Source organism: Streptomyces sp. NBC_00154, assembly GCF_026342835.1.
GTDB lineage: Bacteria > Actinomycetota > Actinomycetes > Streptomycetales > Streptomycetaceae > Streptomyces.
Window position 1 is genome coordinate 3741016 of record NZ_JAPEMI010000001.1, and the last position, 24208, is coordinate 3765223.

A 24208-nucleotide genomic window follows, 5' to 3' on the forward strand; every position below is an offset into this window, starting at 1 on the left:
TTGTACGTCGAGCTGCAAGAAGGCGCAGGGACCGCTCTGCACATGTTCTTGCCGGGCTAAGTACCACGGAGGGGGCCGATGGCGGAGCGGCTGGACGACCATCGCTGAGTTCGACACGCGGCATGAAATGCGCTCGTGGCACGGGGTTGTCGTGACGAAGGCGCGCTGAACTCGAGATCATTTAGTCAACGGGGGCGTTGCGTCGCCCCTCGGAGATACGCCCCCCGGGGGTAGCGCCTCTGGCAGTCTGCGTGCGCCCAGTCCGGGCCGCTGAGGACAGGCTGGCTGCTCGGGTGTTTTCGACAACTGATGTATGAACGTTTATGCATCCGGTGACGGACCGACAGGTTGGCGGCCGCGGGTCCTCTCGGGGGACCCCTTGACAGGCTCGCCCGAGAGGACCTGGCACTAGTCTCTGGCGAACGTCACGCCTGGCGCTTCGCGACCTCTTCTCGCAATTCCTGCAGGCGGCGCCCGCTGGGGACGTGCGTGTATTGGCCCCACCCGTTGATTTCACTCCCGGTCTGCGCCTTCAGTGCGGGGGAAGGTTGGGGGAATGCCCGGCCGTCGGGGATTTCGATCCAGCCGTCAGCTGTGATGGTGGCTTCGTGGGTCCGCTTGAGTCGCGACTGGTGGTGGCGCACCTTGTCTCCGGCGGCGGCCAGGCCGGCTTCGATGACGGGCATCAGGGCGCCGGTCTTGCGGCCGCCCGGCTTGTCGGCGGGCGGCTTCTTGCCCTTCAGGAGTTCACGACGCAGGACGTCATTCGGGGCATCGACGAGAGGTTCACTGTGACGCTGCAAGTAGGCGAATACCTCATCGTCGACCTCGATGGTCCGCATGGACTTGGGCATGCAACACCTCCACGTTGAACTTTAGAACTCCAAGTCTGCCAGATTTAAAGTTTGGGGTGCAAGTCCTGGTGTTGTACTCGTCGGTGCTGTCTGTGGGGGAGGGCAGGGAGTGGTGGGGTTGCCGGCGACCGGCTTGGCGTTGGCGTGCTCGCGGGTGGGACGCGACTTGCTATCGGTGGCGGTGGTGTCGGCCTTGGCAGGTCGGCTTGGCACGGCGGGTCCGCATCGGCATGACCTTGGCGGTGGGCCCGGCCTGGGCCTGGCGGCCTGGTCGGCGGCGGCCTGAGGGTCGGTCTCGACCTCGGGTGTGGGTGCTTCCCAGGGCGTACAGGGGCTTGGCCTGAGGGACGGCAGCAGGCAGTCGGAGGTGGCGTTGTAGAGGACGACCGCAGGGTTCTTGTCGGGCTCGAGGGCGCCGATGTTGGGGGGTGTGTCAACCGTGGCCGTGCGGGGAGGGGGGCGAAGCCGGGGGAGGTGCCCAGCGTTCTCATGGGAGTCGGCTACGACGTTCCCACGGAGGACGCTGCCTTCCGGCGCGTTCCCATTCGTTCCCATGCAAGCCCAAAAAGCCCCTCGGAGATCACTTCCGAGGGGCCTTTCTGATACATCGTGCCTGGTCAGGCATGGTGCCCCCGGCAGGATTCGAACCTGCGACACCCGCTTTAGGGGAGACCCTATAGCTGTCCCCATCTGTGGTGATCTTCCCCGGGATTCACCGTTCCTGCTGGTCAGCGAAGTGGGACCTTCCGTCCCTGTCGGATCCTTCCCGGCCTTTACACGGCCTTCCGTTCCCATGACGTTCCCATGAGGGCCTCCAGGAGTCCGTGGGAACGAGGGCGGGGGAGTCGGCTGAGGTCAGTTGCGGTCGTCGAAACGGTGAGCACCGCAGACCCCTTGGGGGCGACAAAGGCCCCGCCCCCACCCGGCTCTCCTTGCAATGGCACCACCCCTTCGAGGGAGCCGTGAGCCGTGTGTGGGCCACCGAGGACGGTTGACCTAGCAAAGCGCGCTCCGATGCGGATAATCCAATGATCAGGGTGTTCCCGACCACGGGGGGGAAACGCCCATGAAGGTTCCGGTCCTGCTCAGTCGCCTGCTTGTGGAGCTGAAGCAGCGAGTCTGCGAGCTTCGATGGACTCCACTTGCGATGCGGCATCGTCGACGGGGGAGCCGGCGTCGACGACCATTCCTACCTCCGTTTCCAGGGCCGGTGGGGCACATCATGCAGCACCAGCACGGTGTTCTCAGGTATTAACTGACGAGTGGTCAGCAGGCGGCGGCACCGCTTGCGTCTGTCGGCGGGGGAGGCGTCATGGACCTGGCCCCGGTTCGACGACACCCGCCGGAAGGGCCTCGGCGCAACCTGCAACCCTCAGGGTCGGTAAACCAGGGAGCACGGCGGGCATTTCGCGCACATGAAGTACGAGGCCTGAGGTACGGGATGCCGGGCGGGTGCGCACCAGGGCGACCAAAGCGGTGCATACCGCTTTCTTCAGTTCTCCAGTACATACGAGCTAGGCGTTTCCGCCGCCACTCAACACCGTCCAAGCAGTCCGCCGGGGCCAGAAATACCCCACAGGTCCCAATGAAACTGCGCAAAATGCCATGATGTGATCGACGGTCAGTAACCCTTGGTTACTCATCGTGCCGTTCCCATCGGGTTCCCATCTGGGACAAATATGGACCCTCCGTGATTCGCGAAGGGTCCATATGTCCTATTATCGGGTACTTTCTGGTGCCCCCGGCAGGATTCGAACCTGCGACACCCGCTTTAGGAGCGTGGTGGGGCGATCTGGGGTCTGACCTGCGGGATGCCGACTTCGGCGTCTGCTGGCTGTGGCCTCCGTCAGCAGCCGCAGTTCCCCGTGAGTCCCCGCTCGATCTGGCGCGGTTGTGGCACGGGGCAGCGTCGATCGCCGCTGTTCGCGCCTTCTGGTGTCAGCTGCTGACGTCGGGAACCGGGGCGCTCGACGAGTTCGGGCTACTTGCCCGCCGGATCATCTCCACAACGTGCACCGCCTGCTCCGGGTAGGCCCATAGCCGTACGGGCCCCGCAGACGATTCACACTCGATCACCAGCGCTTTGGTCGGGACCCACAACATTTCGCGGAAGGTCGCTTGGTGTGCGCGGATGTAGCGTAGATCTTTCGGGAGTTCGCGCAGCCGCGTCCTCGACCAGCGAGGCTTCCATTGGAACTTGCCTCCGGCGCGTACCTGGCCAAGGCTGTATCGGGGCCCCTCGTCTGGCAGGTTGGCCCCGACTTGGAAGAAGACTGTTTCCCCTGCTTCGGTCTGAGTGGCTGTTCGCCGCGCTCGCCGCGCCAGGAGAAGCCTCCCGATCACGCCGCCGATGAGGGCAGCGCAGAGTCCCTGAATCATGCGTGAAGATTACAAGCGGCCAACTCATTGCCAAGGGGTTCGGCGCACCTCGGACCTGATCAGCGCTTCTGCTTGTAGCGGTCGACGAGTTGTCCGGCGACGATGACGATCCCTGCGAGGAGTGCACTCGTGTACCAGCTCTTCGGGCTGCCAAGCACCTGGGCAAGCGACCAGAACATCACGGTGCCAACGATCCAGGCTACGGCCCAGACCAAGGATTCCGGCACGACCGGGCGTGGGATCTTCACGGGGTGAGGCTACGTGCCGCCGGCCCCGCACCCGACCTCTTTCCTCAACCCACTACTTCCCCAGCTCCCATCCCGTCCGCCGTCGACCCACACACCGTGGAGCGGGCGTGGTTCATGGCGTCCAGGTGGAGCGCGCCACTGTACGAACGACCTGGACGCCATGGGCCGCGTCTGCTCGGCTCTGCCTGGGTCGACGGTGGACGGGATGGGAGCCCACAACGCTCACCACGATCCGGTCGGCACCCGCGAACGGCGCCCCGTCCATCCCGGAGTCTGAGCGCCCCCGCCGGAGGCATGTTCTTGACCCGCGGATGAGTTCTCGCTTTAGCCCGCAGCACGTAGCGCGCCGCCTGGCGCGGCCAGCCGGGGCGAAGACAGAGGCAGGCCGCGCCGCTGAGGCGGCGCGCACCCGCGCCGTGCGCGGGTCTTGATGAGGTAGAGAAACCTGTAACAGGCCTACTAGAGGTTGTCCCGCAATGACTGAACGCAGAGCTGCCTGATGGGCTGGCGTGCGGCTCAGCCGGTGGCCCGTGAAGTGTCCAGGGACCGGGCGAAGTCGGTGAGCTCGCGGAAGTCGTCCTCGCGCAGACCGATCCGCGGGTTGACGTGGTGCAGAAGCCCACGCCCACGGTGGTGGGCGGTCACGTACGACTGGTCCAGATCACTCTGTTCATCGTCCACCCAGGCGAAGGGACGCCCGTTAGCGTGGTCAACCAGCCGACCGGTCTTCCAGTGGACCCCGTCGGGGCGGTCTTGGAACAGGACGTCGCTGAAGTCAACGAAGGGGAGTTCGGGTAGGCCGAGCACCGGCGCGATCCATCGGTTGGCGTCATCCATCCATGAGGTAGCCCAGCAAAGTTCGTAGCCAAGCCGGAGCAGAGCTCGCCCGTGCTTTGGGTTGAGCCACACCCGTAGGGGTCGCCGTCGGGCCGAAAGTCCCCTGTGTCCCTCGTGGATCCCGCTGTCCTGGGGCACTCTGAGCGTGGTGTAGCCGTCTGGGCGCTTCTCCGGCTTGGCCGCATAGGGATTGAGGGGCCCATCCACATCGAGGAACAACAGTGGTCGGTTCACGATCCCCCGCTCTTGCTCAGTGTCGGCTGCGCTGTGGAAGCGTAGCTCCACCGATCGTCTCGGCGTCGGGCCGGTCTGATGATCCCGGTGTGGTGAATGTGATCACGGCATCGGAGCCGATCAGCACGATCGCCATCCGGCCGTGAGGCCGGGCCGGACGGCTCACCGGGCAGCTCCTAGCTGGCGCGAGTGAGCGCGGTCAGGTGATCCAGGTACTCGCGGCCTGCCGTCTCCGTGGCGTAGTCCCGGTTGATGATGGCCGCCAGTTCTCGGCTGACCATGAGCAGGGAGGGCAGAGACTGCCGGTCCCCCTTCAGTGCCCACTCGCCGTAGTTGACGGCCTGGTCCAAGTCGCCTTGCCGGGCTGCCACCACGCCGAGGGTGATCCGCGCCTCCGCCATGCGCATCGGTGAGCGCTCGGAGCCGTCGAAGTCCGTGCCCGCCCGGATCACCTCGTGGGCGAGGTTCTCGGCGAAGCGGTCCTCTCCCAGCAGGCGGTAGCAGTCCATCGCGTAGAAATCGAACTTCGCCGGGTCCACCACAAAGTGGTGATCAAGGTTCTCGGGGTACGGCATCCCTTCGAGGAGCTTCCGCCCTCGGTCCAACGCCACTTCCGTCTGCCGCCGGTCTCCCAGCCGCGCCCACCCCTTCGCCTCCTGGGCGGCAAGCTGTACCGCCACCCCGTGCTTGGGGGACGCGTCGGTCCCGGCCTGCGAGGCTGCCAGGATTCCGCGGTAGTCGCCCGTCGTGAGGGCGAACCATGCGCGCATCTCGTGGGCCCAACCGGAGATCTCCGGGTTGTCCGCCTCACGAGCTAAAGACAGTGCTGCCCTGCGGGTGCTCTCTGCCGCTGCGCGGTCGCCCATGTCGTACTCGACGCAGCCGATCAAGAGCGCGAGCCATCCGGACAGGGTGAGCACTTCGCGGTGCTGCGCGAGCGTGAGGCGTTGGGCCTGAAGCCCGGCAACGTGCTTGAGCCACTGCCTGCCCTCGGCGGCCAACTGCCCGCTTGGCAGGTATGGGTACTCCGAGCACAGCCGGTCGGTGGTGATCCGGAGCGCGTCAAGGGTGGCGGTGTCGACGTCGGATGCCTGCAACCGGCTGATGATGTCCAGTGTCTCCATGCCGCTCGCCGCGACGATCTCGGCGTTTCCATCTCGCTGCCCGGCAACGGGGAAGATCGCATGGGTCACGGTGCCGAAGGTGGCGGCAATGATCGGCTGGTAGAAGTCGCTCGGCATGACCTCGCCGGACTCCCACCGCTTCCATTGGCGGACCATGCTGGAGCCTTCGGGCAACGGCTTCGGCGAGTGGGCCCGGAGCGCGGCAACCACTTCGGCCTGTGACCACTGCCGGGCGTCTCGCTCGGAGGCAAGTCGTCGCGCCCATGCCGGCCGTTCGTCGCTCATGTGCTGCCCTCCCGTCGGGGTGCTTGCCTGTCGAGTCTGGCACTCCAAGAGCCGGTGACACGGGGGGTGACAGGGGGTTGGCACCAAGGCTGTCCCCCGGTGACACCACGCCTGTCCCTAGTTACTCAGTTGTGCTGACAGCAAGGTGGATCACTGTCAGGTACCGCTCAAGGGCTGGGTTCGCTTCTCCAACTCGGCGACGCGGGCGGCAAGTTGCTGAATCTCGGAGTGGATGGCGTTGATCTCATCTCGGCTAACCGGAGCGCTGGCGTCTTGCCCGGCCCCGTCTTCGCTCGGCCGGTCCTGCACGAAGTACCCGCGCGTCGGCACAGAGATGATCACGCCCTCATCTGCAAGCACCTTGAGCGCATTGCCCACGGTCACCGTCGTGACCTTGAACCGGTCTGCCAGGTCACGCAGTGATGCGAGCCGGTGCCCCGCCGGGAGCGGGGTGCTCTCGATCTCGTCGCGCAAGGCGTCGGCGATCTGCGCCTTCTTGGACCTGGGGTCGTGGGCTTCAACCGTCATGAGCCGAGACTACCCACCAGTGCGACTTAGCACAGCCTATGTCGCACTAACACTTGCGCCCTACTATGCTATATAGCAAGCTATGTCATGCAGTTAGCCGCAAACCCGGAGGGCGACGCATCTACCGCCAAGCAGTCCGCCGCCCTCCTTCGTCCCTCGAAGGGAGCTTCCATCATGCCCGCGACGCTCGTCGTCTTGCACCCTGCACCGTTAACCGCTCCGCTGTCCCGCACGGAAGACGGTGTCATCTACGAGCCCTCGCCGTGCCAGGCGTGTGGGGTCGCCGGTGGTGCGGACTGGATCAAGGTGGACGGCACCGGCGTCCTGGTCCACAACGCCCGTGGCCGGGAGCTCTGCCCGGTGGCCGTGTGCTTCGACTGGGAGACCGGTAGGCCGCTGCCCGCGCTGACTGAGGCGGTGGCCGCATGAACGCCTCGATCGTTCCTCTCGTCACTGGTCCCGCTCCGGTTCAGCCGCCTGCGCTGCGGGCTCCGGATACGCCGCTTGGCCGTGCCCGGCTGGCTCGGGGCTGGTCGCAGGTCAAGGTGGTGCGAGCGCTGATGCTCCTGGCCGATCACTGGGGCTGGGACATCGCGGCCGAGAACTCGCTCAAGGTCTTCGTCTCCCGCTGGGAGAACGACACCCACCGCCCGGGGCAGACGTATCAGGTCCTGCTCTGCGCGATCTTCCGTGCCACCCCGGCCGAACTCGGCTTCACCCGCCCCGCCGCGGCGTCCACGCTCAATGAGCGGCTGACGGCTCTGGAATCGGTCATCGAGGGCCTCACCGAGCGACTCGGGGAGGTGGCTGCGTGACCCTCCCTGCGCTGTCCTCGGCGGCCGTGGCTGACACCGCGGCTGCCGTGGGCATTGATCCCATGACCTTGGTCGACATGCTGCGCGTCGCCAACTCCCCGCGCTTCGAGCGCTGGAAAGAACAGGTACGGCGGACCGGCGGCTGTGCCCAGCCCATCCATCTGAGTGGCCACTGCCAGACCGTGGACACGCGCACGGGCGAGTTCTTCGAGTACTCGACCAGCAGCGAACCGGGCGGGCGGCTGCGGATCGCCTGCGGCAACCGCCGTGCCTCGCGCTGCCCGTCGTGCGCCTGGACCTACGCGGGGGACACCTACCACCTGATCATGGCCGGACTGGTCGGCGGCAAGGGCATCCCTGACACCGTGGCCGAACGCCCCCGCGTCTTCGCCACCCTGACCGCCCCGTCCTTCGGCCCGGTCCACAACCGGCCTGACTCCGGCCGCTGCCGCTGCGGCGCCGCCCACGCTGAGGACGATCCCGCCCTCGGTACCGCCATCAACCCGGAGCGCTACGACTACGCCGGGGCCGTGCTCTGGAACAACCACGCGGGAGCGCTGTGGCAGCGCTTCACCATCTACCTCCGCCGTGAGATCGCCGCCCGCGCCGGACTGACACAAGCGGCCTGCAAAGAAGAGGCGCGGGTCTCGTTCGGGAAGGTCGCCGAGTTCCAAAAGCGCGGCGCGGTCCACTTCCACGCGGTCATCCGCATCGACGGACCGGACGGGCCCGACACCCCGGCCCCGGCCTGGGCCACCGTCGAACTCCTCGACGACGCGATCCGGGCCGCCGCAGCACGCGCCACGGTTCCCGTCCCTTCTGCCGGCCGATTCCCCGCCCGGACCCTGCGCTGGGGAACACAGATCGACGTGCAGCCCATCGGCGCCCTTGAAGGCCAGACCGACGTCAGCGAACAGGCCGTGGGCGCCTACGTCGCCAAATACGCCACCAAGGCAGCAGAGACCACCGGCACCCTCGACCGCCGCATCGGGGAGCTCCGTGAACTCGACCTTCACCCCAACCTGCCCGACCACACCCGACGCCTGATCGAGGCCTGCTGGGAGCTGGACGCCGACTACCCGGAACGGCTGCTGGCGCACTGGTCCCACATGCTCGGCTTCCGCGGCCACTTCTCCACCAAAACACCCCGCTACTCGACCACCCTCGGAGCCCTGCGCGGAGCACGCGCCGACTGGCGGGCCCAGCAAGAACGCCGGGAACGCGGCCTCGATCCCCTCGACCAGGACGACGACCAGGCAGAGGGCTCGGGAGAGGACACGACGCTGGTCATCGCGCACTGGGAGTACGCCGGACAGGGTCACACCCCCGGCGAATCCTGGCTCGCCCAATCCATCGCCAACGAGATCAGGCAAAACCGCGAACTCGCCCGAGAGAACCGCACCGAACTGGAAACCTTCGACACCGTGGGGGAGTGGTGACCATGGAACGGCTGCTCACTGTTGACCAGGTCGCCGAACTCCTCGGCACCACCGTCCGGTTCCCCCGGCGGCTCATCGAGGAACGCCGAATCACCTTCGTGAAGGTAGGACGACACGTCCGCATCCCCGAGAGAGCCGTCACCGCCTTCATCGACGCCCACACCTTCGAGCCGGTCGCTCCTCGCTCGGCTGGCCTTCGGAGGGTCGCCTGATGGCCAACAGGAAGGGCAACCGCCGGCGCTTTGGTTCGGTCCGGCAACTCAAGTCCGGTCGTTGGCAGGCTCGCTACCGCGACCCTGTGACCGGACAGCTTCGCAGTGCCGAGCAGACCTACGCGACGAAGACGGACGCGGAAGTCGCGCTGACGCACATTGAGGCGGACATCTCGCGCGGCCAGTGGGAAGTCCCGGACAAGCGGGCCGTTCCGTTCGCCGAGTACGCCGATGCGTGGCTGCGGGACCGAAAGCTGGCTGCCCGCAGCAGGGAACGGAACGAGGCAGTGATCCGGCTGCACATCAGGCCGACGTTTGGTTCGGGATCTCTGGCCGACGTCACCACGTCCCGTGTCCGGGCCTGGCGTGGCCAACTGCTCGCGGCCGGGGTGGGGGAGCCGACCGTCGTCAAGGCGTATCAGGTCCTTCGAGCCATCATGAACACGGCCGTGGACGACGAACTCATCCGTCGTAACCCCTGCCGGGTCAAGGGCGCCGACCGGTACGACGTGCCCGAGCGACCGGTGTTGACCGTGGCCGAGGTGTACGCGGTGGCCGATGCCATGGCTCCCCGGTACCGGCTGCTCGTCCTGCTCGCGGCCTTCACCACGCTGCGGTTCGGTGAGCTGGCGTCCCTGCGCCGCCGGGACATCGACACCGCCGGGCGGGTGGTCCTGGTGCAGCGCGCCCAGGCCGAGATGCAGGACGGCAAGCTCTTCGACAAGGCTCCGAAGTCGGCGGCCGGCGTCCGACCCGTCGCGTTCCCGGACGAGATCCTGGCCGACGTCATCGAGCACCTGGAGCGCTACGCGGGGGCAGGCCGTGACGGCCACGTCTTCCTCGGCCCCCAGGGCGGACAGCTGCGGCGCAGCAACTTCCGGGACGACTGGATCAAGGCGCGCAAGGATGCGGGCATCGCTGCCGATGTCCACTTCCATGATCTGCGGCACACGGGAAACACCTTGGCCGCTGCCGGGGCGAGCACGCGTGAGCTGATGACGCGCATGGGGCACAGCACCGCCCGTGCCGCGCTGATCTACCAGCACATGACCGCTGACCGGGACCGTGCGATCGCCGATCGGCTGGGGTCGATGATCCGCAAACGGCAGGGAGACGCCGGGACGTAGTGGCACGTGTGTGGCACGGTCGCGATCATGCGAAAGGGCCAGTTCGAGAGGATCAACCCTCTGAACTGGCCCTTAGTGCTGTGCCCCCGGCAGGATTCGAACCTGCGACACCCGCTTTAGGAGAGCGGTGCTCTATCCCCTGAGCTACGAAGGCGGGGATCTACCGCTGACGGCAGTCCAGGACAGGGTAGCGGATGAGGCGCAGGGGTGATGGAGGCAGGCGGGCGGTGTATCGGCAAAGGCGCTGCCGGGCGCTCGCACGGTGTGGGGAGCGGGGTGTCTTGACGGGGCATGGGGGCGGGCATAGCGTCACGAAAGTACTGAGCAAGCGCTTAGAGAGGTCGTTCGTGCCGCACACCGACCCGATCCCCGCCGATCCGGCCCCCGACGCCGGTGCCTTGTCCGCTGCCGTCCGCATCGAGGCGGCGCTGACCGGACCCGGAGCCCCGTTCGCCGTCGTGCGGTTGCAGGACGGCCCGCAGGCCGGGGCGCTCGTGTACGCGGACGGGCCGAGGACCCTCCGCGAATTCGTGGAGACCACCTGGGCCTTCGGGGACCAGCCGTTCCTGATCGCCGCCGGGCGCAGCTACTCGTACGCGGAGTTCTTCGCCGCCGCGTCCGCGCTGGCGTGCCGGCTGACCGAGGTGTATGGGCTCCGCCCCGGCGACCGGGCCGTCGTCGCGATGCGCAACCACCCCGAGTGGCAGATCGCCTTCTGGGCCGCGCAGCTGGCCGGTCTCGTCGCCGTGCCGCTCAACGCCTGGTGGACCGAGGACGAGTTCACGTACGCGCTCGACGACTGCGGACCGAGGGTGCTGCTGGTGGACGGGGAGCGGCTGCCGCGCGTCTCCGCGTGGGCGGAGAAGACCGAGGCGCGCGTGGTCGTCTTCCACCACCGGGACGGCGAGGTTCCGCAGGGGGCCGAGCGATACGAGGACCTGCCCGCGCCCGACCCGCTCGCCGCGCCGCCCGAGGTGGAGATCCGCCCCGAGGACGATGCGACCATCATCTACACGTCGGGCACCACCGGACGGCCCAAGGGCGCCGTGGCCACCCAGCTCGCCCAGGTGGGCGCCGCACTCAACCCGCGGTTCCATGCGACCGCTTCCGCACTCCGCCGCGGGATCATTCCGGGACAGGGGCCCGCGCCGGTCACCCTGATGACCTTTCCGTTCTTCCATGTTGCCGCGTTCACCTCCTTCTACGCGGCCATGGCGGCGGGCGGGGCGCTCGTGCTCATGCGGAAGTGGGACGACCAGGAGGCGCTGCGGCTGATCCGCGAGCACGGCGTCACGCACTACGCGGGCGTCCCGGCCACGGCACTCCAGCTGCTCGCCGCCGCCGAGCGGGCGGGCGACGAGCTGGCGAGCCTGCAGATGCTGAACACCGGCGGGGCCGCCGCTCCGCCCGACCTGGTGGCGCAGCTCACCGCCCGGTACGGCGAGCGGATCGAGCCGCGCAACGGCTACGGCCTGACCGAGACCTGCGGCGGTGTTCTGGCCATCTTCGGCGCCGACTACCGGCTGCACCCGGGCAGTGTCGGCCGGCCGACCCCCACCACCGAGGTGCGGATCGCCGGTCCGGCGGGTGAGGCGCTGCCCGAGGGTGAGATCGGCGAGCTGTGGCTGCGCGGTCAGTCACTGGTCCGCGGCTACTGGCACAACGAGGCGGCGACGGCCGAGGCGTTCACGGACGGATGGTTGCGGACCGGCGATCTCGCGCTGGTGCGTGACGGGCGGGTGAGCGTCGTGGACCGGCTCAAGGACATGGTGATCCGCGGCGGTGAGAACGTGTACTGCGTGGAGGTCGAGGCCGTGCTCCACGATCATCCGGACGTCGAGGACGCGGCGGTGCTGGGCGTGGCGCACCCGGTCCTCGGAGAGGAGGTCGCCGCTGTCGTTCGGCTGCGGCCCGGTGCCACCGTCACGGCCGACGAGCTGCGGGCGCACGTAGGGCGGAGCCTGGCCGCGTTCAAGGTCCCGGCCCATGTCCTCGTACGCGAAGAGCCGCTTCCGCGTAACCCGACCGGGAAGATCCTCAAGCGCGAACTGCGCGGGCCGGTCGACGACGAGGTGCGGGGGAGGGGGGCGGAGAGCGGGTAGCAAGCGGGTAGTAGGGGAGAGGCGTGATCAGGAGCGGGTGATGCGGACCCGGTAGTTGCCCTTGGAGTCTTTGCCGACCACCGATATGCGTATCCCTTCGATCGGGTCGGCGAACGTCTGGCCGGGCTGGAACGGGGCGTCGGAGAGCTCGGCCTGCACATTGGGAGAGCGTGTGCAGCCTCTGCTGCCCTTGGTGCTGTCCGCGATGGAGATCGGCCCCTGGCCGGTGTCCACGTCGGAGCGCACCTTGTAGATGAGGACGCCGGGCCTGCAGACCGCCCCGTCGTTGCCCGCCTGGGTCCGTACCTCCACCGCGTAGCCCGACTCCGCGCTGAGCGGTACGAAGGCCAGCTTCAGACCGCCCCGGGTGGCCAGCGGCCCGAGGATGCGGTCGGTGGTGCCGGGTTTGGAGGCGCAGCTGATCTGGTTGTTGTCGAGCCAGCCGAGCTTCCACTTGTGCCAGCCGAGCAGATCGTTGTTGGCCCCCCAGTCCTCGGACATGATGTCCCAGTGCCCGACCGAGCCGCCGCCCTCCATGGTGTAGAGGTCGGGCAGGCCGAAGACATGACTGTTCTCGTGCGGGAGGACGCGGTAGCCGGTCTGCGCGTACGACCCGGAGCCGTCGTCCTGGCGGCTGTAGATGAAGGACGTGTTGGCGAGCGGGACGCCGTCCGCGAGCGGGGCGTCGGCGTTGCCCGAGAAGGTCACGGACAGGACGGTGTCCAGTGCGGAGGGTCCGGCGTTCGGTGTGACCAGAACGTTGACCAGGTCGTACTCGCGGAAGTCCACCCTCTGGTCGGCGATGGCCACGATGTCCTGGACCAGATGGCGGTAGCCCGGTTCGTACGGTGAGCCGCGCTCTATCCCGTACGCCGAGAACGGCAGGGGCATCCGCAGCCAGCTCTTCACGGGGGCTTCGGGCCGGTAGATGAGCCGGCCGTACGAACTGGTCCGGAACCAGGTGGTGGTCTGCGGGAAGAATTCGGAGAGCCGGTCCATCGCCGACCCGAGTCCCGGCGCGTCCGGGAAGTCGATCATCAGGTTGAGCGCGTGCACCTCGCCGGTGGACCGGGAGTAGCCGGCCTGGGTCGGCATGCCCTCCGACATCTGCACGCCCATCGTCGCGGATATCCGGCACGGTCCGAGCCCAGCCTGCTCCGCGGTGGCCACTGGTCCCGCGGAGGCGGGGCCGGAGAGGGAGAGCGTGCTGCTGGCCGAGGCTGTGGCGGCGATGACCAGCGTGGTTGCCCCGGCGAGTGCGAGGGTGCGGCGGCGACTGGGTATCCGGTGGCGGGGCTGCTGCATAGAGTCGCCTTCCGGGGTCCGCGGCAGCCGACGGGCCCTGGCTGCGCTCTGCTGATCACCCTCTGGCGGGCGGTGCGCGGCCGCGCGTTGGGTGCGCCGATCGGTGGATTCTCCGTTCGATCGATGTGACGCAGGTCACATCAAAGGTGGGAAATAACCGGGGACCCATTCCCCGTTTGAACCCGTGTCCCCGCGAAACGGGGAGGCGCTCCCCGGTTGTACGCATCCGGGTCGCGCAAGAGCCAGCAAGAGCCGGAAGGGAAGGGGCTGCCGTCGTGGAGACCGTCACTCGCATCGCCGCCGACACCGACACCGGGACGGCGGCGCGCCGCACGTCCCGCCCGCGGGCGGACGCGCTGCGCAACCGGGAGCGGATCGTGACGGCGGCGCGCGAGATGTTCGTCGAGTTCGGACCGGACGTGCCGCTCGACGAGGTCGCCCGCCGTGCAGGCGTCGGCAACGCCACGCTCTACCGGAACTTTCCCGACCGGGCCGCGCTGACCCATGAGGTCGTCCTCGCGGTCACCTCCCGCATCACCGGCCGTGCGGAGGAGGCGGTGGCCGAGGAGGCCGACCCCTTCGCTGCGCTCAGCCGCTTCGTCCACGCGGCAGCCGACGAGCGCATCGGGGCGCTCTGCCCGATGCTGTCCGGCGGCTTCGACAAGTGCCACCCCGAACTGCTCGCCGAGCGTCGCCGCCTCGAAGAGGCCGTCGAAGGGCTCGTGGCGCGCGCCATGTCCGCGGGGCGCCTGCGCACCGACATCGCCGTCGGTGACGTACTGGTCGGCCTCTCCCAGCTCACCCGGCCGTTGCCAGGCACCGCGTGCCTGGACATCGACCGGTTCGCCCACCGTCATCTCCAGCTGTTCCTGGACGGCCTCGAGGCTCCGGCCCGGTCCGAACTGCCCGGTACGGCGGCAACCTTGGAGGATCTGCGGCGCCGGCCATGAGGCCCGCGCCGGGCTGCTGAAGCAGACGCTGTCCGGCTGCGTGTCCGACGCGCCCTCACCACCCCCACCTCACGACCGACCTCACTCCCACTTCTGCCGGCTCTCTCCCTTCGCACATTTCACCCTCACCGTTCACAGGCCGGGACGTTCTGCGTTCACGGTCACGGTTCACGACCCTTCGCGTCCACGCGCGTCCTTAGGTGGCTACTTCCATGTCAAAAACAGCTGATCCACGACTCCCTGACCCCAGCCGCTGGAAAGCGCTGGCCTTCATCGCGCTCGCGCAGCTGATGGTCGTGCTCGATGCCACGATCGTGAATATCGCGCTGCCGCACGCACAGACGGCCCTGGGCATCACCGATGCCAACAAGCAGTGGGTCATCACGGCCTACGCCCTCGCCTTCGGCGGACTGCTGCTCTTCGGCGGCCGGATCGCCGACCTGTGGGGCCGTAAGCGCACCTTCGTCGTCGGTCTGATCGGCTTCGCGCTGGCCTCCGCACTCGGTGGCGCGGCGCAGAACCAGGGCATGCTGTTCGGCTCGCGCGCGCTCCAGGGTGTCTTCGGTGCCCTGCTCGCCCCGGCCGCGCTCTCGCTGCTCGCCGTGATGTTCACCGATGCCAAGGAGCGCGCCAAGGCGTTCGGTATCTACGGTGCGATCGCCGGTGGCGGTGGCGCCGTCGGCCTGATCCTCGGCGGCTTCCTCACCCAGACGCTGAACTGGCGCTGGACGTTCTTCGTCAACATCCCGTTCGCCATCGTCGCGGCCGCGGGTGCGTACTTCGTGATCCGCGAGCCGGTCGGCAGCCGTAACCGCTCGTCGCTCGACATCCCGGGTGTGGTGCTCTCCGCGCTGGGTCTGGTCTCGCTGGTGTACGGATTCACCCGCGCCGAGTCCAGCGGCTGGTCGGACCCGCTGACCATCGGCATGTTCGTCGCGTCCGGTGTGCTGCTCATGTCGTTCGTCCTGACCGAGGCCAGGGTCAAGTCGCCGCTGCTGCCGCTGCGCGTGGTGATGGACCGCAACCGTGGCGGTGTCTACCTCTCGCTGGGGCTGGCCATCATCGCGATGTTCGGGCTGTTCCTCTTCCTGACGTACTACCTGCAGGTCGTGAAGGGGTACTCGCCGATCAAGACGGGGTTCGCCTTCCTCCCGATGATCGCGGGCATGATCACCGGTTCGACGCAGATCGGCGCCCGGCTGATGACGCGGGTCGCGGCCCGCAAGCTGATGGGTCCGGGCTTCCTGACCGCCGCCGTCGGCATGCTGCTGCTGACGCAGCTGGAGATCGGTTCCTCCTACCCGGCGCTCATCCTGCCGGCGCAGCTCCTGCTGGGTCTGGGCATGGGTACGGCATTCATGCCGGCCATGTCGCTGGCCACGCACGGGGTCGAGCCGCGGGACTCGGGTGTGGCGTCCGCGATGGTCAACACCTCGCAGCAGGTGGGCGGCGCGATCGGTACGGCGCTGCTGAACACGATCGCCGCCTCGGCCGCCACGGCGTACGCCACCTCGCACGCCGCTCTGGCCGCCACGGACCCGAAGCTCCTGAAGCTCCAGGCGATGGTGCACGGCTTCACGGGGGCCATCTGGTGGGCGGTCGGCATCCTGGTGGTGGCGTCCGCGATCGCGGTGACGTTCATCAACGCCGGACGTCCTTCGGCGACTGCGGTGAACGCGGGCTCCGGCTCGGGGGATGCCGACGGGGTCGAGGACGAGTTCAAGGTCCCGGTTGTCGCGCACTGACGAGGGACGCGCGGCGTGGAGTCACATGAAGTGACGTGAACATGGGTCTGCCCCGGTTCCGCTCGGCGGAGCCGGGGCAGACCCGCGTCGGTACGCGGTGCGTCGGCAGGACTTGCCTAGCGCAGCCAGGGCAGGTCCGCGTCCGTGCCGTCCGGCTCCAGTCCGGTGGCGATGATCTGCATGATCTCGCCGAACGAGCGCATCTGCTCGGGGGTGAGCCGGTCGAACATCGCCTGGCGTACGGCACGGACATGACCCGGCGCGGACCGGCGGAGCATCTCGTAACCCTCGTCGGTGAGGACCGCGTTCTGCCCGCGCTTGTCGGACGGACAGTCCTCCCGTCGCACCCAGCCGTTGCGTTCCAGCCGGGCGACAGCGTGCGAGAGACGGGAGCGGGTGATCTTGACGTCCTTGGCCAGCTGGGTCATCCGCATCTGACGCCGAGGCGCCTGGGCGAGCTGGACGAGCAGTCCGTAGTAGATGTGCGGCATGCCGGCGTCGCGCTGCAACTGGCGGTCGAGATGGTCCTCCAGGAGCGTGGTGGCCTGGAGGTACGAGCGCCAGATGCTCTGCTCTTCGTCGGAGAGCCAGCGGGTCCCGCCGGTGGGTGCCGTGGTCATGCGCTCCACTCTACGACCTTTTCTTGAAAGTTGAACTAGATCGAGCTAAGGTCTCCGTAGCTGGGAACTTGAAGCTTCAATAAAGTCCGAGCTTCGGAGCATCGGAACTTCGAGGGTCCCGTAGAAGATTTATCTTCAGTAGCAGTGGATGGGGAGTGTCATGACTGTCACCGCGGAGCGGATGCCCGCCCTCTATCTTTCCCACGGTGCGCCGCCGCTGGCCGACGACCCGGTCTGGCCCGGCCAGCTGGCCGCATGGTCCGCCGACCTGCCCCGTCCCACCGCGATCCTCATGGTCTCCGCCCACTGGGAGGAGGCCCCGCTCGCCCTGGGCGCGACCGAGGCCGTCCCGCTCGTCTACGACTTCTGGGGTTTCCCCGAGCACTACTACCAGGTGCAGTACGCGGCCCCGGGCGCCCCGCAGCTGGCGGAGAACGTACGCAAGCTGCTGCGCGGCGCCGGCACACCGGTCCAGGACATCCCGGACCGCGGGCTCGACCACGGGGCATACGTCCCGCTGGTGGAGATGTTCCCGGGCGCCGACATCCCCGTACTCCAGATCTCCATGCCGACGCTGGACCCGCAGAAACTGATGGACATCGGACGCAAGCTCGCGCCGCTGCGCGACGAGGGCGTACTGATCGTCGGCAGCGGCTTCTTCACGCACAACCTCGCCGCACTGCGGCACGCCGGCGGCGGCAACCCCGGCTGGTCGGTGGAGTTCGACGACTGGGGACACCGGGCGCTGCAGGCGCAGGACATCGACGCGCTGCTCGACTTCGAGCACAAGTCCCCGGCCGGCCGGCTGGCCCATCCGCGTACCGAGCACTTCGCGCCGCTCTTCGTGACGCTGGGCGCCTCGGAGGGCGAGCTCGACCAGGGGCGCAGCGTCATCGACGGGTTCTGGATGGGGCTCGCGAAGCGGTCGGTGCAGTTCGGCTGAGTGGTCAGAGGGCCGGCGGGTTCAGTTCGATCGAGCGGAGCGCGGCGGCCAGGGCGGGCGTGTCGCCGACGTCGAGTGCGGTGTCGGTGAACTTGATCGTGTGGTCGTCGCCGTGCGCCGCCGCCCGCGCGAAGATCTCGTCCGCGGAGGACGCCGACGGCGGTGCGGTGTACGGGGCGGGGTCGGCCGGGCTGTACGCGGCGGTGACCGCGGCGCTCGCGGCCCAGGCGGCGGCCAGGCTCCGGTGCCACAGGTCACGGGGCAGGGCGGGCAGCGTACGCAGCACGGCGTTGGGTGCGGTCGCGGCATGCACCAGCATGATCGGTGCACCATGGCCGTGGGTGGTGTAGCGGTGGGTCGCGGCCCTGACCAGCTCCGCCAGCCGGGTGCGTGCCATGTCCGGGTCGTCCGCGAACCGCTGCGGCCACAGCGGGAACGCGGTGAGCTGCGCCAGCCGGTCGCGGATGCCGCCGCTCGGGTCGGCCACCGGCGGTACGGCGTCCAGCGCGGCGGCGGCACTCGGCGCGGGCACGAGCGAGGCCGGTGGGTTCAGCGCGGGCAGCGGCTGGTGGCGGGCGGCCCAGTAGCCGAGGCCGTGCGCGAGCTCGGTGATCCGGGGCGCGTTCGCTTCACCGCCGAGCAGGGTGCGTACGGCGTGGCCGACCCTGATCACGGGGTGGGTGGCGCCTGCGGCGATGCCCGGCAGCAGCCGCGGCCACCAGTCGGTGAGGACGTCCTGCCAGGGGCGCCCGGCCGTCTCCTGCTCGAAGTACATCGTCCAGTCGGCGATCCTGCGCGGGTCGCCCAGGGCCTCGTGCCAGTTCTCCGCGGTGACCCGGGTCGCGGGGGCCGGCATGTCCTCCAGCTTGTGGCTGTAGTGGTCGAGCCAACGGTGGACGGCCGGTGCCTGGCCGTGCCGTACGAGTGCCTCGACGGCCATCGGGCCGTGGTTGCTCAGCCAGCCGTTCCGCTCGGGACCCGCGCTGTGGAGCCGCTCCAGCGCCTCGTCGAGCGTGCCGGTGGGGTCGACCGGTGCGGTGCCCGGTGCGCCTATGAGTTCTGTCCTGCCTGTCGTGTCGGTCATGCCGGAACACGCTAGGCGCGGGGCCCGCCGCCCGTAACGGGCTGCGGACCTACGCTGCGACCCCCGGGTCCTAGGTCTCCTGGCCCAGAGGCTTCTCGTACCAGGCCACGTCCCAGTACCTGCCGAACTTCCGGCCCACCTCGGCGTACGTACCGACATGGCGGAAGCCGAAACGTTCGTGCAGCCGGACCGAGGCGTCGTTGGGCAGGGCGATGCCCGCGTACGCGCGATGCAGATCCTCGTCCGCGAGGGCCTCGAAGAGCGACTCGTACAGGAGTGTGCCGATGCCCTGACCGGCGGCCTGTGGCGTGCAGTACACGCTCACCTCCACCGACGTGGCGTACGCCGCTTTGGGGCGGAACGCGCTGCTGGTCGCGTAGCCCAGGACCGATGCGGGACCGACAATGCGGACATCCCGAGCAACCAGAAGACGGTGCGGGCCGTCTTCAGGGTGAGAGAGCAGCCACGGCATCCGCTGTTCGGGTGTGAAGGGGACGGTGTCGAATGTGAGCGCACTCTCACGGACGTAGTGGTTGTAGATGTCGGTGAGGGCCGCCAAATCGTCCGCGACGCCCGGCCTGACCTGCACCTCCGTGCGGAGTTCCGGCATTTCCGGCATGAATGCTCCCCTCTCGGCGCGACAGGGTACTGCATGATCGCGAAAATGAATGCGAGGCATGGGAATTCTGTCCGGATTCCAGTCGTTGTTTCCAACGGATGCAGGGCACCCGAGAGGGTGTCGCGACCTACTCAGCAAGGGAGCACGCATGGCAACCCGTGCCGTCGCCCGTCGTTCGTCCACCAGTGGTGGGAGCAGCCGGGCAAGCAGTGTTCGCGCCGTAGGCGGGGAAATCGCCGATCGCGACCTGGTCGGCATGTACCTGGACGAGATCGCGCGTACACCGCTGCTCGATGCCGCGAAGGAGGTCGAGCTGTCGCAAGCCGTCGAGGCGGGCGTATTCGCCCGGCAGGTCCTCGACGGCGTGGTGGAGAGCGAAGCCGGTGGAGCGACGCGTGAGGAGCTGGAGGCGCTGGTCGCCGAGGGCGAGCGCGCCAAGGACATATTCATCCGTTCCAACCTTCGACTCGTGGTTGCTGTCGCCCGCCGATATCCGCGGGCCGGGCTGCCCCTGCTCGACCTGATCCAGGAGGGGAACGCGGGCCTGGTGCGCGCGGTCGAGAAGTTCGACTACGCCAAGGGCTTCAAGTTCTCCACCTATGCGACGTGGTGGATCCGTCAGGCCATCACCCGCTCCATAGCCGACCAGTCCCGTACGATCCGGCTCCCCGTCCACCTGGTGGAGGAGCTCGGCCGGATCCGTCGTGTCCAGCGCGAGTTCAACCGTGAGCACGGGCGCGAGCCCGAGCACGCGGAGATAGCCGCGGAGCTGGACTCCACGGCCACGCGCGTCGGCGACGTGCTGGACTGGGCCCGTGACCCGGTCAGCCTCAACATGTCCGTGGACGACGAGGGCGAGACCCAGTTCGGCGATCTGCTGGAGGACACCTCCGCGGTGTCGCCCGAGCAGTCCGTGATGACGCTGCTGCGCAGCGAGGAGCTGGAGGACCTGATCGGCAAGCTCGACAACCGCACCGCGTCGATCATCCGTATGCGGTACGGCATCGAGGACGGCCGTGAGCGGACTCTCACCGAGGTCGGCAAGCAGCACGGTCTGACGCGCGAGCGGATCCGGCAGATCGAGAAGCACGCACTGCTCGAACTGAAGCGAATGGCCCACGACACGGGTTTTGACGCTGCGGCGTGAGCCCGAGTCCAGTAGCCTCCGATATGAGCCGCTTCGTGCGGACCCCATGAGCTGAGTCCCGGCGCCCACCCCCCCTGGCGCCGGGGCTCATTTCTTTGCCGTCACGGTGAGGAGAGTGCTGCCGCACGCGTCAGCCGGGCGCCCAGATCGCCCAGGAACTCCACCAGTTGCGCCGGCTGGTGTGCGGTGAACTCGCAGTCGACCAGTGCCAGTCGGAGTGCCACCCACTCCAGCGAGTCCGCCATGACCGCACGGAGCCGGCAGCTGTGCTCGCCGGTCGGCTCCAGCGGACCGAACGCCGGGGGCAGCCGCGCGGACACGAATTCCGCCGAGGCCGCGAAGCTCACCTCGACCGCAAGCTCCGGCTGCCGGCGCCGGATGGAGTCGGTGAGGAAGGCCGCGGCGTCCCCCGTGGGCAGCTCGCGCGGTGTGAAGCGGGCTCCTGTGGCGAACGGCTCGCTCACCCGGTCGACGCGGAACGTACGCCACGCCTCGCGCCCCAGGTCGTACGCGACGAGATACCACCGCCACCCGGTGCTCACCAGCCGGTAGGGCTCGGCCTCCCGTCTGGTCTCGGCGCCGTCCCCCGCCCGGTACGCGAACCGCAGCCGCTCCCGGCCGGTGACCGCCGACGCCATCACCGTCAGCGTGTGCGGATCGATGGTCGAACCGTCACCGCGGGTCAGCGGCATGGTGGCGTTCTGCAGGGTCGACACCCGGTGCCGCAGCCGGGAGGGCAGCACCTGTTCCAGCTTGGCCAGGGCCCGCACGGATGCCTCGTCGACCCCCTCGATGGCATGCCCGGCCCCCGCCCGCAGCCCCACCGCGATCGCCACCGCCTCCTCGTCGTCCAGCAGCAGCGGTGGCATGGCGGCGCCCGCGACCAGGCGATAGCCGCCGACCGAGCCGCGCGACGCCTCGACCGGATAGCCGAGGTCGCGGAGCCGGTCGATGTCGCGGCGGATGGTGCGCGGGCTGACGTCGAGCCGCTCGGCGAGCTCGCTGCCCGGCCACTCGCGCGGCGTCTGGAGGAGCGACAGCAGATTCAGCAGTCGTGCCGGGGTATCGGTCATGGATCCAGGGTGCCGGTCCATTGGGTCATGACCTGACCTAATGGACGTTTAACTTCTTCATATGACTTCTTCCGCATCGCTGCCGTCCACGGCGGCCGCTCCCACGGTGTCCTCGGACCCGTCTGACCGGCGCCGGTGGTTCGCGCTCGCCATCGTGATGACCGCGGCCTTCATGGACCTGGTCGACGTCACGATCGTCAACATCGCCATCCCGAGCATCAAGCGCGACACCGGTGCCTCGTTCAGCTCGATCCAATGGATCACCGCCGGATACGCCCTGGCCTTCGCGGCCGGTCTGATCACGGGCGGCCGGCTCGGCGACATCTACGGCCGCAAGCGGCTCTTCCTCATCGGCATCGGCGGCTTCACGCTGGCCTCCGCGCTCTGCGGCTTCGCCGCGAACCCGGAGATGCTGGTCGCCTCCCGCATCCTGCAGGGCGGCACCGCCGCGCTGATGGTCCCGCAGGTGCTGTCGATCGTGCACGCCACGTTCCCGGCGCACGAGCGCGGCAAGGTCTTCGGCCTCTTCGGTGCGATCGTCGGCCTCGGCGCGGTCTCGGGACCGCTGTTGGGCGCGCTGCTCACCGAGTGGAACATCGCGGGCCTGGAGTGGCGGCCGATCTTCCTGATCAACCTGCCGGTCGGCATCGCGGGACTGCTCCTGGGCCGGAAGTTCATCACGGAGTCCAAGGCCCCGAAGGCGCTCCGCCTCGACCTGGTCGGTGTCGCGCTGGTGACGCTGGGACTGCTGATGCTGCTCTACCCGCTGACCCGCGGGCGCGAGCTGGGCTGGCCGCTGTGGGGGTACATGTCGATGATCGGCAGTGTCCTGGTGTTCGCGGCCCTGGTGCTGTTCGAGCGGGCGAAGGCACGCAAGGACGGTTCGCCGCTCGTCGAGCTGTCGCTGTTCCGGGTCAAGAGCTTCGCGGCGGGCATCGCCGTCCAGCTGACCTTCGGGATCGGCCTCGGCATCTTCTTCCTGGTCTGGACGCTGTACATGCAGATGGGTCTCGGCTGGAGCGCGCTGCGGGCGGGCACGACCGGTATCCCGTTCTCGATCGCCGTCTCCTTCGCGGCCGGGATCTCCGTACAGAAGCTGGTACCCCGGTTCGGCCGAAAGGTCCTGCAGGCGGGCGCGCTGCTGATGGTCGCCGGACTGCTTCTCTACATCTGGGAGTCCGACCGGTACGGCATGTCGATCACGTCCTGGCAGATGGCTCTGCCGCTGGTCGTCATGGGGCTCGGCATGGGGCTGATCGTGGCCCCGCTGACGGACGCGGTGCTGTCCGAGGTGCCGAAGGAGCACTCCGGATCGGCGTCCGGGCTGATCAACACCGTGCAGCAGATGGGCAACGCGCTGGGGCTCGGACTCGTCTCGGTCGTCTTCTTCGGGTCGATCAGCGACCGGCTGGCGCCGCAGGCGATGGGCCCGGCGTTCGTCGAGGCGTTCCAGCACTCGCTGTGGTGGGTGGCCGGAGTGCTCGCGCTGATCTTCCTGGTGATGTTCGCGCTGCCGGCGCGACCGCGGCAGCACGTGGAGGGCGGCGAGGACGAGGACGTCCAGGACGCCGATGCCACGCCGGGCGAGGTGGCCAAGGAGGCCGCACTGACGCGCTGAGTGCGTCTGCCAGCCGGCCGCGTGCTCGGCTGCCTGCTCGGTGCCCGCACCTCTCGGGGGGTGCGGGCACCCTTGCGTGAGGCGTGGGCCCCTCGTGCGTGCTGCGGCGGGTGAGCGTCGTCGCCCGTCAGCAGATGTGCGTGCGGTTCTCCATTGCCTCGCGCGCCGCCTGCTCGTCCCCGTACACCTCGCACATGTGGCGGCCGTCCGGAGTCGCCGTGTGCTCGACCTCCCACAGGCTCGTCTCGCTGCCGTCGAGAAGCAGGAAGGCGTGCTCGTACAGGGTGAAACCGGCGTCCCGCCCGTCGACCCGGCACTGCCGGCCGAAGATCTGGGTGATGTGGTGGGCGAAGGCGGCCCGCAGCAGACGCGCGGTCTCCTCGCCCGGCACGTCGCCGTTCTCCGCGCGGCGCAGCACGCGGCGGGCGTGGTCCGCGGAGTTGTCCGGCGCGTACATCCGGGGCAGCGGCGTCGGCGGCGCGGCCATCAGGACCGTGTGAATCTCCAGGTCCGCCTGCGGGGCGTCGTCGCCGAACGCCGACATGTCGGAGAAGCTGCCTGCCAGCCGGGCGGCGGCCACACGGGCGTCGGCCTCGTCGTCGTACAGCTCGTGGTGCTGGGGGCCGGTCCGCGTCCGCGACCGGGCGCCCGTCGTGTCCTTGGCGCCCCCGTGGACCAGCTCCCACAGGGTCAGGGCCGAGCCGTCGGCCAGCAGATAGGTATGCCGGTAGGTCTCGCGGTGCAGTACGGAACTGTGGTGCGAGGAGTGCAGGGAGCTGCTGTGTGCCAGCGCCGTGCCGAGTCTCTCGACCGTGCAGTCGGGCAGGTCGAAAGAGTTGAGTGCGCGTCGCAGGAGTCGCTCGAGGTGCTGCTCGGTTGTCTCGTACGGATCGCTCAAGGTGCTGTCTCCAGGCCGTCGC

22 protein-coding genes and 1 tRNA gene are annotated in these 24208 nt (G+C 68.6%); 11 read left to right on the forward strand and 12 right to left on the reverse strand.

All coding sequences use genetic code 11. The annotated features are described in order from the left end of the window. Positions 1-425 precede the first annotated feature (425 nt). From OHA03_RS16850 to OHA03_RS16870, 5 genes are all read right to left on the reverse strand, one after another. Positions 426-854, reverse strand: coding sequence for a hypothetical protein (locus tag OHA03_RS16850; protein ID WP_267004663.1), 429 nt, complete (start codon positions 852-854; stop codon positions 426-428). 2438 nt (positions 855-3292) lie between these two features. Beyond that, positions 3293-3481, reverse strand: coding sequence for a hypothetical protein (locus OHA03_RS16855; protein ID WP_267004664.1), 189 nt, complete (start codon positions 3479-3481; stop codon positions 3293-3295). A 516-nt stretch (positions 3482-3997) separates the two neighbouring features. Continuing rightward, positions 3998-4552, reverse strand: a complete 555-nt coding sequence (locus tag OHA03_RS16860; protein ID WP_267004665.1) for a hypothetical protein — start codon at positions 4550-4552, stop codon at positions 3998-4000. 176 nt (positions 4553-4728) lie between these two features. Then, positions 4729-5961 (reverse strand): XRE family transcriptional regulator, encoded by a 1233-nt coding sequence (locus OHA03_RS16865; protein ID WP_267004666.1) that lies wholly within the window; start codon positions 5959-5961, stop codon positions 4729-4731. Between the two features lie 156 nt (positions 5962-6117). Then, positions 6118-6489, reverse strand: a complete 372-nt coding sequence (locus OHA03_RS16870; RefSeq protein WP_267004667.1) for a winged helix-turn-helix domain-containing protein — start codon at positions 6487-6489, stop codon at positions 6118-6120. Between the two features lie 174 nt (positions 6490-6663). On the opposite strand from OHA03_RS16870, the gene OHA03_RS16875 reads away from it, so the two are divergent. Genes OHA03_RS16875 through OHA03_RS16895 form a run of 5 tightly spaced genes read left to right on the forward strand, consistent with a single transcriptional unit; the run spans position 6664 to position 10082 of the window. Further along, positions 6664-6918, forward strand: a complete 255-nt coding sequence (locus OHA03_RS16875) for a hypothetical protein (RefSeq protein ID WP_267004668.1) — start codon at positions 6664-6666, stop codon at positions 6916-6918. Beyond that, the gene (locus OHA03_RS16880; protein ID WP_267004669.1) at positions 6915-7304 is read left to right on the forward strand and encodes an XRE family transcriptional regulator; all 390 of its coding nucleotides are present in this window, start codon (positions 6915-6917) and stop codon (positions 7302-7304) included. Before OHA03_RS16875 ends, OHA03_RS16880 begins: the two co-directional genes overlap by 4 nt. 26 nt (positions 7305-7330) lie before the next feature. Further along, the gene (gene repSA / locus OHA03_RS16885) at positions 7331-8743 is read left to right on the forward strand and encodes a replication initiator protein RepSA (RefSeq protein WP_323181330.1); all 1413 of its coding nucleotides are present in this window, start codon (positions 7331-7333) and stop codon (positions 8741-8743) included. Between the two features lie 2 nt (positions 8744-8745). Beyond that, complete coding sequence (locus OHA03_RS16890) at positions 8746-8955, forward strand: excisionase family DNA-binding protein (protein ID WP_267004670.1); 210 nt, start codon at positions 8746-8748, stop codon at positions 8953-8955. Then, a complete protein-coding gene (locus tag OHA03_RS16895; RefSeq protein ID WP_267004671.1) occupies positions 8955-10082 on the forward strand; it encodes a site-specific integrase in 1128 nt (375 codons plus the stop codon). Before OHA03_RS16890 ends, OHA03_RS16895 begins: the two co-directional genes overlap by 1 nt. 81 nt (positions 10083-10163) lie before the next feature. On the opposite strand, the gene OHA03_RS16900 is transcribed toward OHA03_RS16895, so the two are convergent. After that, a tRNA-Arg gene (locus OHA03_RS16900) sits at positions 10164-10236 on the reverse strand. Positions 10237-10429: 193 nt separating this feature from the next. Between OHA03_RS16900 and OHA03_RS16905 the strand changes: the two genes are divergently transcribed. Then, on the forward strand, positions 10430-12184 hold the full coding sequence (locus OHA03_RS16905; protein ID WP_267004672.1) for a class I adenylate-forming enzyme family protein: 1755 nt from the start codon (positions 10430-10432) through the stop codon (positions 12182-12184). A gap of 27 nt (positions 12185-12211) precedes the next feature. On the opposite strand, the gene OHA03_RS16910 is transcribed toward OHA03_RS16905, so the two are convergent. Continuing rightward, on the reverse strand, positions 12212-13489 hold the full coding sequence (locus OHA03_RS16910) for a M6 family metalloprotease domain-containing protein (RefSeq protein ID WP_267004673.1): 1278 nt from the start codon (positions 13487-13489) through the stop codon (positions 12212-12214). 275 nt (positions 13490-13764) lie between these two features. On the opposite strand from OHA03_RS16910, the gene OHA03_RS16915 reads away from it, so the two are divergent. Together OHA03_RS16915 and OHA03_RS16920 are read left to right on the forward strand one after the other, a co-directional pair. Further along, the gene (locus tag OHA03_RS16915) at positions 13765-14439 is read left to right on the forward strand and encodes a TetR/AcrR family transcriptional regulator (RefSeq protein ID WP_267004674.1); all 675 of its coding nucleotides are present in this window, start codon (positions 13765-13767) and stop codon (positions 14437-14439) included. 212 nt (positions 14440-14651) lie between these two features. Continuing rightward, on the forward strand, positions 14652-16184 hold the full coding sequence (locus OHA03_RS16920; RefSeq protein ID WP_267004675.1) for an MFS transporter: 1533 nt from the start codon (positions 14652-14654) through the stop codon (positions 16182-16184). A 116-nt stretch (positions 16185-16300) separates the two neighbouring features. Here the strand turns inward: OHA03_RS16920 and OHA03_RS16925 are convergent, their stop codons facing one another. After that, the gene (locus OHA03_RS16925) at positions 16301-16813 is read right to left on the reverse strand and encodes a MarR family winged helix-turn-helix transcriptional regulator (RefSeq protein WP_267004676.1); all 513 of its coding nucleotides are present in this window, start codon (positions 16811-16813) and stop codon (positions 16301-16303) included. A gap of 151 nt (positions 16814-16964) precedes the next feature. Here OHA03_RS16925 and OHA03_RS16930 point away from each other — a divergent pair, with 151 nt between their 5' ends. After that, on the forward strand, positions 16965-17747 hold the full coding sequence (locus tag OHA03_RS16930; protein WP_267004677.1) for a dioxygenase: 783 nt from the start codon (positions 16965-16967) through the stop codon (positions 17745-17747). Positions 17748-17751: 4 nt separating this feature from the next. On the opposite strand, the gene OHA03_RS16935 is transcribed toward OHA03_RS16930, so the two are convergent. After that, positions 17752-18831, reverse strand: a complete 1080-nt coding sequence (locus OHA03_RS16935; RefSeq protein WP_267004678.1) for a questin oxidase family protein — start codon at positions 18829-18831, stop codon at positions 17752-17754. A 70-nt stretch (positions 18832-18901) separates the two neighbouring features. Next, positions 18902-19441 (reverse strand): GNAT family N-acetyltransferase, encoded by a 540-nt coding sequence (locus OHA03_RS16940; RefSeq protein ID WP_267008069.1) that lies wholly within the window; start codon positions 19439-19441, stop codon positions 18902-18904. A gap of 157 nt (positions 19442-19598) precedes the next feature. On the opposite strand from OHA03_RS16940, the gene OHA03_RS16945 reads away from it, so the two are divergent. Further along, positions 19599-20597: an RNA polymerase sigma factor RpoD/SigA gene (locus OHA03_RS16945; RefSeq protein WP_267004679.1), complete on the forward strand. Its 999-nt coding sequence runs from the start codon at positions 19599-19601 to the stop codon at positions 20595-20597. Positions 20598-20698: 101 nt separating this feature from the next. Here the strand turns inward: OHA03_RS16945 and OHA03_RS16950 are convergent, their stop codons facing one another. Further along, positions 20699-21670: a YafY family protein gene (locus OHA03_RS16950; protein WP_267004680.1), complete on the reverse strand. Its 972-nt coding sequence runs from the start codon at positions 21668-21670 to the stop codon at positions 20699-20701. A 61-nt stretch (positions 21671-21731) separates the two neighbouring features. Between OHA03_RS16950 and OHA03_RS16955 the strand changes: the two genes are divergently transcribed. Then, a complete protein-coding gene (locus tag OHA03_RS16955; protein ID WP_267004681.1) occupies positions 21732-23288 on the forward strand; it encodes an MFS transporter in 1557 nt (518 codons plus the stop codon). A 127-nt stretch (positions 23289-23415) separates the two neighbouring features. Here the strand turns inward: OHA03_RS16955 and OHA03_RS16960 are convergent, their stop codons facing one another. Continuing rightward, positions 23416-24186: a DUF6227 family protein gene (locus tag OHA03_RS16960; RefSeq protein WP_267004682.1), complete on the reverse strand. Its 771-nt coding sequence runs from the start codon at positions 24184-24186 to the stop codon at positions 23416-23418. Between the last annotated feature and the right edge of the window lie 22 nt (positions 24187-24208).

Coding starts and splice junctions, on each gene's coding strand:
- OHA03_RS16940 (WP_267008069.1), bottom strand. CDS start 19,441: ATGCCGGAACTCCGCACGGAGGTGCAGGTCAGGCCGGGCGTCGCGGAC.
- OHA03_RS16880 (WP_267004669.1), top strand. CDS start 6,915: ATGAACGCCTCGATCGTTCCTCTCGTCACTGGTCCCGCTCCGGTTCAG.
- OHA03_RS16910 (WP_267004673.1), bottom strand. CDS start 13,489: ATGCAGCAGCCCCGCCACCGGATACCCAGTCGCCGCCGCACCCTCGCA.
- OHA03_RS16950 (WP_267004680.1), bottom strand. CDS start 21,670: ATGACCGATACCCCGGCACGACTGCTGAATCTGCTGTCGCTCCTCCAG.
- OHA03_RS16875 (WP_267004668.1), top strand. CDS start 6,664: ATGCCCGCGACGCTCGTCGTCTTGCACCCTGCACCGTTAACCGCTCCG.
- OHA03_RS16920 (WP_267004675.1), top strand. CDS start 14,652: ATGTCAAAAACAGCTGATCCACGACTCCCTGACCCCAGCCGCTGGAAA.
- OHA03_RS16865 (WP_267004666.1), bottom strand. CDS start 5,961: ATGAGCGACGAACGGCCGGCATGGGCGCGACGACTTGCCTCCGAGCGA.
- OHA03_RS16895 (WP_267004671.1), top strand. CDS start 8,955: ATGGCCAACAGGAAGGGCAACCGCCGGCGCTTTGGTTCGGTCCGGCAA.
- OHA03_RS16945 (WP_267004679.1), top strand. CDS start 19,599: ATGGCAACCCGTGCCGTCGCCCGTCGTTCGTCCACCAGTGGTGGGAGC.
- OHA03_RS16930 (WP_267004677.1), top strand. CDS start 16,965: ATGACTGTCACCGCGGAGCGGATGCCCGCCCTCTATCTTTCCCACGGT.
- OHA03_RS16890 (WP_267004670.1), top strand. CDS start 8,746: ATGGAACGGCTGCTCACTGTTGACCAGGTCGCCGAACTCCTCGGCACC.
- OHA03_RS16935 (WP_267004678.1), bottom strand. CDS start 18,831: ATGACCGACACGACAGGCAGGACAGAACTCATAGGCGCACCGGGCACC.
- OHA03_RS16850 (WP_267004663.1), bottom strand. CDS start 854: ATGCCCAAGTCCATGCGGACCATCGAGGTCGACGATGAGGTATTCGCC.
- OHA03_RS16955 (WP_267004681.1), top strand. CDS start 21,732: ATGACTTCTTCCGCATCGCTGCCGTCCACGGCGGCCGCTCCCACGGTG.
- OHA03_RS16870 (WP_267004667.1), bottom strand. CDS start 6,489: ATGACGGTTGAAGCCCACGACCCCAGGTCCAAGAAGGCGCAGATCGCC.